This window comes from Enterobacter cloacae complex sp. P15RS, from assembly GCF_014895905.1.
GTDB classification, from domain to species: Bacteria; Pseudomonadota; Gammaproteobacteria; order Enterobacterales; family Enterobacteriaceae; genus Enterobacter; species Enterobacter quasihormaechei.
Genome location: NZ_JADBQL010000007.1, coordinates 1 through 7,205 on the forward strand (window position 1 = coordinate 1; position 7,205 = coordinate 7,205).

9 protein-coding genes are annotated in these 7,205 nt (G+C 54.1%); 3 read left to right on the plus strand and 6 right to left on the minus strand.

Features of this window, described 5'->3' with window-relative positions; all coding sequences use genetic code 11:
• The first annotated feature begins 88 nt into the window (after positions 1 to 88).
• From ycgZ to IM267_RS04215, 3 genes are read left to right on the plus strand one after another with little or no spacing between them, the layout of a single operon-like run.
• Positions 89 to 328, plus strand: coding sequence for a regulatory protein YcgZ (gene ycgZ, locus IM267_RS04205; RefSeq protein WP_063448954.1), 240 nt, complete (start codon positions 89 to 91; stop codon positions 326 to 328).
• A 4-nt stretch (positions 329 to 332) separates the two neighbouring features.
• The gene (locus tag IM267_RS04210) at positions 333 to 653 is read left to right on the plus strand and encodes a hypothetical protein (RefSeq protein ID WP_193032867.1); all 321 of its coding nucleotides are present in this window, start codon (positions 333 to 335) and stop codon (positions 651 to 653) included.
• Between the two features lie 29 nt (positions 654 to 682).
• A complete protein-coding gene (locus IM267_RS04215; RefSeq protein ID WP_022647868.1) occupies positions 683 to 961 on the plus strand; it encodes a biofilm/acid-resistance regulator YmgB/AriR in 279 nt (92 codons plus the stop codon).
• A gap of 57 nt (positions 962 to 1,018) precedes the next feature.
• On the opposite strand, the gene IM267_RS04220 is transcribed toward IM267_RS04215, so the two are convergent.
• Genes IM267_RS04220 through IM267_RS04245 form a run of 6 tightly spaced genes read right to left on the minus strand, consistent with a single transcriptional unit; the run spans position 1,019 to position 7,020 of the window.
• The gene (locus IM267_RS04220; RefSeq protein ID WP_193032869.1) at positions 1,019 to 1,672 is read right to left on the minus strand and encodes a LuxR C-terminal-related transcriptional regulator; all 654 of its coding nucleotides are present in this window, start codon (positions 1,670 to 1,672) and stop codon (positions 1,019 to 1,021) included.
• A gap of 41 nt (positions 1,673 to 1,713) precedes the next feature.
• Positions 1,714 to 2,226: a fimbrial protein gene (locus IM267_RS04225; RefSeq protein WP_193032871.1), complete on the minus strand. Its 513-nt coding sequence runs from the start codon at positions 2,224 to 2,226 to the stop codon at positions 1,714 to 1,716.
• A gap of 11 nt (positions 2,227 to 2,237) precedes the next feature.
• Positions 2,238 to 3,185 carry a fimbrial protein gene (locus IM267_RS04230; RefSeq protein ID WP_193032873.1) on the minus strand — a complete coding sequence of 316 codons (948 nt, stop codon included), beginning with the start codon at positions 3,183 to 3,185 and terminating at the stop codon, positions 2,238 to 2,240.
• Position 3,186: 1 nt separating this feature from the next.
• Positions 3,187 to 5,727: a fimbria/pilus outer membrane usher protein gene (locus tag IM267_RS04235; RefSeq protein WP_193032875.1), complete on the minus strand. Its 2,541-nt coding sequence runs from the start codon at positions 5,725 to 5,727 to the stop codon at positions 3,187 to 3,189.
• Positions 5,728 to 5,754: 27 nt separating this feature from the next.
• Positions 5,755 to 6,432: a molecular chaperone gene (locus tag IM267_RS04240; RefSeq protein ID WP_193032876.1), complete on the minus strand. Its 678-nt coding sequence runs from the start codon at positions 6,430 to 6,432 to the stop codon at positions 5,755 to 5,757.
• 57 nt (positions 6,433 to 6,489) lie between these two features.
• Positions 6,490 to 7,020, minus strand: coding sequence for a fimbrial protein (locus IM267_RS04245; protein ID WP_063866495.1), 531 nt, complete (start codon positions 7,018 to 7,020; stop codon positions 6,490 to 6,492).
• Positions 7,021 to 7,205: the final 185 nt, after the last annotated feature.

The following is a 7,205-nucleotide window of genomic DNA, read 5'->3' on the forward strand; positions in this document are numbered from 1 at the left end:
AAATTGTACATTTTAAATGTACAGATTTGAAAATTATGTATACCTTAAATGTAACGTTACTGATTACAGAATTTTACAGGAGCGAAACATGCAGCAGAAAGGTTACGTCGCAGACTCAGCAACCGCCATTGCGCAGTACTTCGAAAAAGCCGCGCTTCCAACCCAGCAGGAAACTCTGGGCCAGGTTGTTGTTGAAATTCTTAGCGATGGGCGAAATCTGAATCGCAAATCGCTCTGCACAAAACTGTTAAGTCGCCTCGAAAAGGCTAAAGGCCCTGAAGAGGAACGCCATTATCACCTGCTTCTTGGTCTGCTGTTCGAACGTTAATGTTATGAAAGGCAGTAATGCAGATAGCCTGATCGACCAGCTTATTGGAGAAGCCGCGCTTTCACTCTTGAAGGGGCGCGGTCCCGTGACGACCGAGGGGTTGGTTCAGCATCTGCGTAACATGCAAGCACGTGAAACGGATCCCCAGCGGCGGGAGACACTGGCGACGGTGATAGCTGAAATCAGCTCTGGCACGGTCGCTTTTACAGGTCGCAGAACCGCACAAGGACGAACACAGAGAGAGGGATCTCTTAAGAATAATCGAGACAATGTAGTGCCGTTATTTGGTCATGGAAAACCTTCCAGCCCAAAGAAGATACATTGACTATAACTTCACAGCTACGGTGAGAACAAATGAGACAAAATATTCAGCTTCAACCCGAATACCACTCTGCCTTTTTAGATAGCGCGCTGTCGGAGTATTTCCGTCATGCGGGCGATCGCTTTGCTGAAGAGTCTGCCATTTTTTCGACTGCGGTTCGTTGTGTTCTCGCTTCCGAAGGTCATCTGACCAACAAAGCGATCATTCTCTGGCTGATCCAGACGCTGGAAACCACCGACGACGTCGTCAAGGCGGATGTGATCCGCAAGACGCTGGAAATTGTCGTCGGTTATACCATGGACGATCTTTAAGGCCTCCCCCTTCCCCCATAAACGGATAGCGTGCCAGGCCCGCTATCCGCTGCCCTTTCAGGTTACTGGTTGTGCATAAGTGTTTTCCAGGTAGTCCCGAAGCAGGTTGGGCCGGCTCTTTTTCTCAATTAATTTTCTCAGCAAGACGATCAACTCGTAATCGCTACGCAGATTAAATTTCTGCATCATCATATACTTATGGGTAAAAACCGTTTTCTCGCTCATGTCCAGCGCGTGAGCGGTCTGCACAACCGACAGCCCTCTGTAGAAATTGACCATGATACGCACCTGCTGTCGGGATAACCCCTTATGCTGGCAGTCGAAACAGCGCTTTTTATTCCACATATAACCCGGTAATTGCGTCCTGAACCACGCGATAAACAGTACGCCGCTAATACGATCGAGCGATGCACTGCGAGGGAGAAATATAATGTCCTCAAAGCAGGAGGGCAACGCCGCAAAGCGCAGCTCATCGTCGACGAGGCCTATCACAATCCCTTTTTGCCGGGCCAGTAACTCAGGAAAACAGGTCAGCGTTTCGCCCTGACATAATGAAAGGACAATGATATCGGCCTGACTGACGTTTTCATGGGTCAGGCCAGGGTTAAACGTGATGGCGCGATGAAAGTTATGCTTAAAAAAATCCTCAAAAAAGTACTGTAGCCCAGCCTGAAAAAACAGATCCGTATCCTGAATCAGAATATTCAACATCGTTCATTCCCACCTCGTTAATAGATGCTTATCACCGGCATTCAGTTGTACTGCATCGTCATCACCACAACTGCACTGATGCTGCCCGGCGTGGCGCCACCCGTTACGGATTTGACCGAAGCCTGCATAGCCATCGTCGCGGTTCTGTCGGCGGCAATGGTTTGGGTCATGCTGGAACCTGTTCCTTTGAGCGTACCGGTTTGAGCATCACGCATGGCTATCGCCACGTGGGAGGCCGACCCGCTGTTTAGAAAATAGTCCGCCCCCGCCACGGGATCGGGACTGCCGGTAAAAGAGACGGTCACACGCTGCGTTCCCGTTGGGCACTGGGTAAACAGCAGGCTGAAGGATACCGGATCTGAAGTCGAGCCCGGCGTCGCCATGTTGGTTGCCTGAATATTGCCCAGGTTGACATCAAGGCTGTTATTCCCGCCATTGAATACGCACGGCGACGCAACGATATTCCCCGTCACGCCGACGTTGACGCTATCAGCAGAGAAAACTTTCCCGCTGAGTAAAACCAGCAACAGCAAAGTGCTGTACCTTATTTTCATCTTGTTACCTGCTACTGATAGGTCAAATTAAGGGTGGCGGAGGCATTCGCTGAGCCTGACTCGACGCGGGTCAGCGTTTGGTAATATCGCGCCGTTAACGGTAATGTCTCCTGTCCGCCGGCAGACTGGCGCAGGAAAAGTCGGCTGTTCATCACCAGGGGGGTCCCGTTATAGATAAGCTGCACCCCAACCCCTTTTGCGGTGCCGGCATTTCCCTGCCCGGTTAAGGCCATCACGCTGGTGTTCGCGCTGTCCGGATTCTGTATGCCACTGAGCGAGACATTAATATTGGTTCCGGCGGCGCAGGTCAGTCCCAGGTTTTGCGTGTTCTGTGCCCCCGTCGGCGTGGTGCCAACCACGGAGCCGAACGCCGAAGCGGGAATATCCCCTATCGGGAACGTCAGCTGTGACGTATTGACCGTGCACGCCAGGGCATTAATGGTTCCGGAGGTGAGTTGCACGGTCAGGCCGTCACGGTAGATACCGTCGCTCCCCTGAAGCGTTACGACGCCGACAACCCCTGGCGTTAACGCTCCCGACGACACCGGGCCCGTCACCACCAGCTCGATCTTCCCGCCGTACCAGTCCACGTAGGAGGTCTGCGCGTTGTAGGAAAACGTATTGCTCGGGTTTTCAAAATAGGCGTTTGAAGAAAAGCGTATCCCTATCCCGCTGACGTTAGTGTTGTAAACATGGTTGCCGTAACTGCTCGGCGTGGCGCTGTTGTAGCGCATGCTGAATCCCAGCATCAGTGGATTGGTACAGCCGGTAAGATAGGAACCGGTGTTCGAGGCCGCGCCGGAAAAGACCACCGTGCCGACGGGCGCATCGCGCTGCACGTTGATGGTTCCAACGGACAGGGTTGAAAGCTGCGGCGTGATGGTGGTGCAGGTACCGGCACGGGCGAGGTTTCCCGCCGCGAGCAAACCAAGAAGCAAAATCGCGTTAAAACATTTCATGTTAGCGTTCCTGACGGCAGGTGGCGCGCATATCAGCGATCCCGCCGTACGTTGAGTGTTTCGGCAGGCTGAAATCAGCGCGGCATTGCTGGCTGGACTGACTGCCCCACGTCGCGACTAGCGTTCCCTGGTCGCGCATACCGGTTAAATAAACCTGGCCGCGATCGCCCACAATAAAGCTGCCGTTGTCATCACCGACGAGGGTAACCACCGCGCCAAACGGCACGGCGCGATCGTTGTCGGTTAAGGTCATCAGCACCCGACGACCCGATTTCGCAAGGTAATCGGCTTTCACCACCGCTCCCCGCGTCGGCGTTACCGTGCGGGTGTTAATCTCCAGTTCGACATCGTCCGGCATATTTTCCGGATCGAGGGCGAGATCGTTTATCCGGTAGACCGAAAGATTGCTCACTACCGTATAACCGCGGAAATCTGTCCGTACACCGGGCTGATTGCGGATGTCCACGCCGTGCGCGCCAGGGGCTTTGATTAAGGCGTTAGTCTCCCCCAGCGGCTGAGAAAGCGTGATGCCATCGGCGTGGGCGAGAATGCCGCCTTGCAGCCCGTAATTCAGGCGTTCACTGTTTTTGTCATAGCCATAACCCGCCGTCACTTCGCCATAAGTGCCCCGGTAGTCCGCGTTCACGTTGCCGGTATAGCCCACGCCCTCTGTGCCATATCCCTGCTGAACGTTCCAGTTCAGGGCTCGGTTTTCGAGCGCAACCCCGTTCAGGCCGATGCTGTGCGTCGTCCCGTTATTCCTGCTGGCGTTCATGCCGTAGTTAGCCCACGTCTGCGGCAGAAATTTATCCAGCGGAATGCTAACGTTGAACGCCAGCAGCTGGTCGTGGTCAGCCTGTTTTTGACCGTCGCGGCTCTCCGACGCTGAACGGACATTTCTGCTGTAGGTCCATGTCAGGCCATAGCTGATGTTGTGCCAGTAGTTGCTATAGCCGACGCTCCACGACGCCATCGACTTACCGTCATTCCAGTAATCTTCTCGCGCCGCAGTGAGCGTGATCGCTCCCAGGTTATCCCCCAGCGTCTGGCTCATCGTCAGCTCTGCACGGTTACGCCGCCTGTCCTGAAGCGCGCTGCCGTAACCGTACGAATCGAGTACGTCCTGCATCCCGTAATAGCCGCGGGTGGAGTAGCGATACCCGGCAATCGCAAAGTTTGTCCCGGTAATGATAAAATTCTTGCTGTACCGGGCTCGCCACGACTGACCGCTTGTTTTCGCGGTATGTTCCGGCGTCGACCAGCCCTGAGTGACGTCAGCGGATATCGCCCCGAGACCGCCCATGTTCTTGCCCACGCCCAGAGCCGCCGACTGGTACTTATCTGCCCCCTGAACGCCGCCATAGAGCGTGATGCCGTGGCGGAGGCCGTAAATCCCGGTCAGTTGCCCGAAAGGCGTTTTCTCCACGCTGCGGTTGTACGAGCGATACTGCCCGGCGGTAAGGGCATATTTGAGGCGGCCCTCCCGTTGCAGGACCGGCAGCGAAGCGTACGGCAGGGTAAAATGTTGCTCACTGCCGTCGGCTTCGACGATCGTCACATCCAAATCCCCCGCGCCGCCCGTGGGATACATGTCCGCGATCTCAAACGCGCCCGGCGCCACGTAGCTTTGGTAGATTTGATAGCCATTCTGACGCACCACGACCTGCGCATTGGTTCGCGCAATACCGCGCACTACCGGCGCGTAACCCTTTAGGGAATCCGGCAGCATATCGTCGTCGGACGCCAGCTGGACGCCGCGAAACGGCATGCTGTCAAACACATCGGCAGGCGCGGAACTGTCGCCAAGCGTGAGCTGGGCTTTCAGGGGAATGATGGCGCGCTGCATCCAGGTGTAGACGTTGTCCCACCTGTCCTGGCCGGACGCATCACGGGACCAGGTAGTGTAGTTGCGTAACCGCCAGGGGCCGACATTGATACCCGGCCGCAGGTTGGCATACTGGCTGTCGCTGCGGGTACCCGCCCCGCTTCTCGCCCGACTATTCGCACCGCTCAGGCTGTAGTTGAGCATGGCGGCGGTAATGCCTTCATCCCACCTATCTGGGGGAACATAACCTCTGGCCGGGAGATCGATAGCCGCCTGCGGGATGCTGATCGCCAGACGCTGGGCGCCGAACTGGAAGTCTGCGCTGGCCTGTGGGATCGCCTTGAGATCTGCGCACTCACGCTGAGCGGCGAGCTGCGGGAAAAGCGCCGTTTTCACGCCCCACGCTTTTAACTGCCCGACGCTCAGGCATGGCTGCAACGTTTCGCTGCCGTTGGCATCCTTCACCGCAATGAAGCGGATATCCCGCGTTTCCAGCAGCTGGTCGTCAAGGATAATATCAACGTGGTACGTCCCGGGCGCCTGCGAGCCGGATTCAAAGGCAGATAAATCCGCTTTTCCCATTCCGGGATTATCCAGTTCTATCAGTTCCGTATTAAACGTATCGCTGGCATACAGCGCGGGAGAGATACCCGCGAGCGCGAGGGCAATAAATATTGCCAGACGTGCAGGCTGCACTGTATTAAATGCCGTTGTCATGACGAATACCTGATTAATGCTAAGGGATCACAAACTGGCCCGGTGTAATTCGCCAGGACTGCCATAATCGTTAATGACTTTAAACGTCAGCGCATTGCCCTGGGCCCCCTTCGGTAACTGAAACCGGGCTGAACCTGAAGGCATTACGTACGTGACATCGTCGAGTTTTTTATCCCCTACCGTAATTTCATTGAAGTTGATAACGTACGGCGTAGGGTTATTCACCTGGAGGGTATTCCCCGCACGATGCCAGGTTAATTTGTTGGCCTGGTCTTCGGGCGTAGACGCGCGAAGACGCTCTGGCCGATAAATCAATTTAATGCGCGTTTTAACGGCAATTTGCAGCGCGTTCATCTGCTTTGAGGCCGATGGAATAGCTTTAATATTTAACCAGAATAAACTTTCCTGTCCCTGGGGCAGCGAGCCCGTCATGACAATACGCTCAAGGTTTTTTTGCCCACCGTCCAGCCGATACAGCGGAGGGGTAATAATAAAAGGCGCTTTACCGGACTGACCATCCTGAACATCGATCCACGACTGGATTAAATAAGGAACGTTATCAGGATTAGTAATACTTATTGACGCCTCTTTTTTAGCCCCATCGAAAATAATACGGGTGCCGCCAATAACGACGCCAGCGCGGGCGGATGTCAACGTAAGCGTTAACAGCGCCATAGCCAGGCCAGTTGTGGTGATAAAACGCATTTTAATACCTCATAAAGCAAGGGGCCGGGCGGCCCCCCGCTGATTACTGCCAATGACCTAGTTGTAAACCACGGAGAAGTTTGCGACTGAGTTAGCCGGACCCGCGGTAACGGACGACGCGGTAGAAACATACTGAGCGTAGAAGTTCAGCGTATTATCGGCCGTGCTGCTCAGCACGTAGGTATACCCATTGCTGCCGTGCAGCGGCAGATCGGCTTTATCTGCCGTCATCAGGTTAATCGCCACCCCTGTGGCTGCCCCTGCCACGGACGTATCCACCGCCAGCAGGCTGGCATTGGTTAAATCCGGCGTGCCGTCAAAACGGACTTTTGCATTAGTGACCGTCACTGGACAGTTTTTCAAAATAATATTGAACTGTGTCGCAGCCGTTCTGGCACCCGTCGTCGGAAATTCCGTTTTGTAATAATCGCCTAATACTACCACCTGATTCTGAGATGCCACATCAACGTCGCAGGCAGAATCCAGAATATTCCCGTTAAAATTAACGGTACCGGCCGCCGCAAATACATTCGTCACGGTGAGTGCAGAACCTGCCGCTAACATTGCTATCATCAATTTCTTATTCATAAATCTTTATCCTGTATTACCTTATTTATTACTGACATTCAGTTGCAGAAATAAAAGCCCTGCCGACAAGTCAAAATTTATACAACTCTTATTCCGCACACAATGATTTTCAGGGTCTAGCTGTAGACCCTGCTTTAACAAAAACAAAACATATTCGCCAGGAAACGCCTTAAGAATAATGGTCA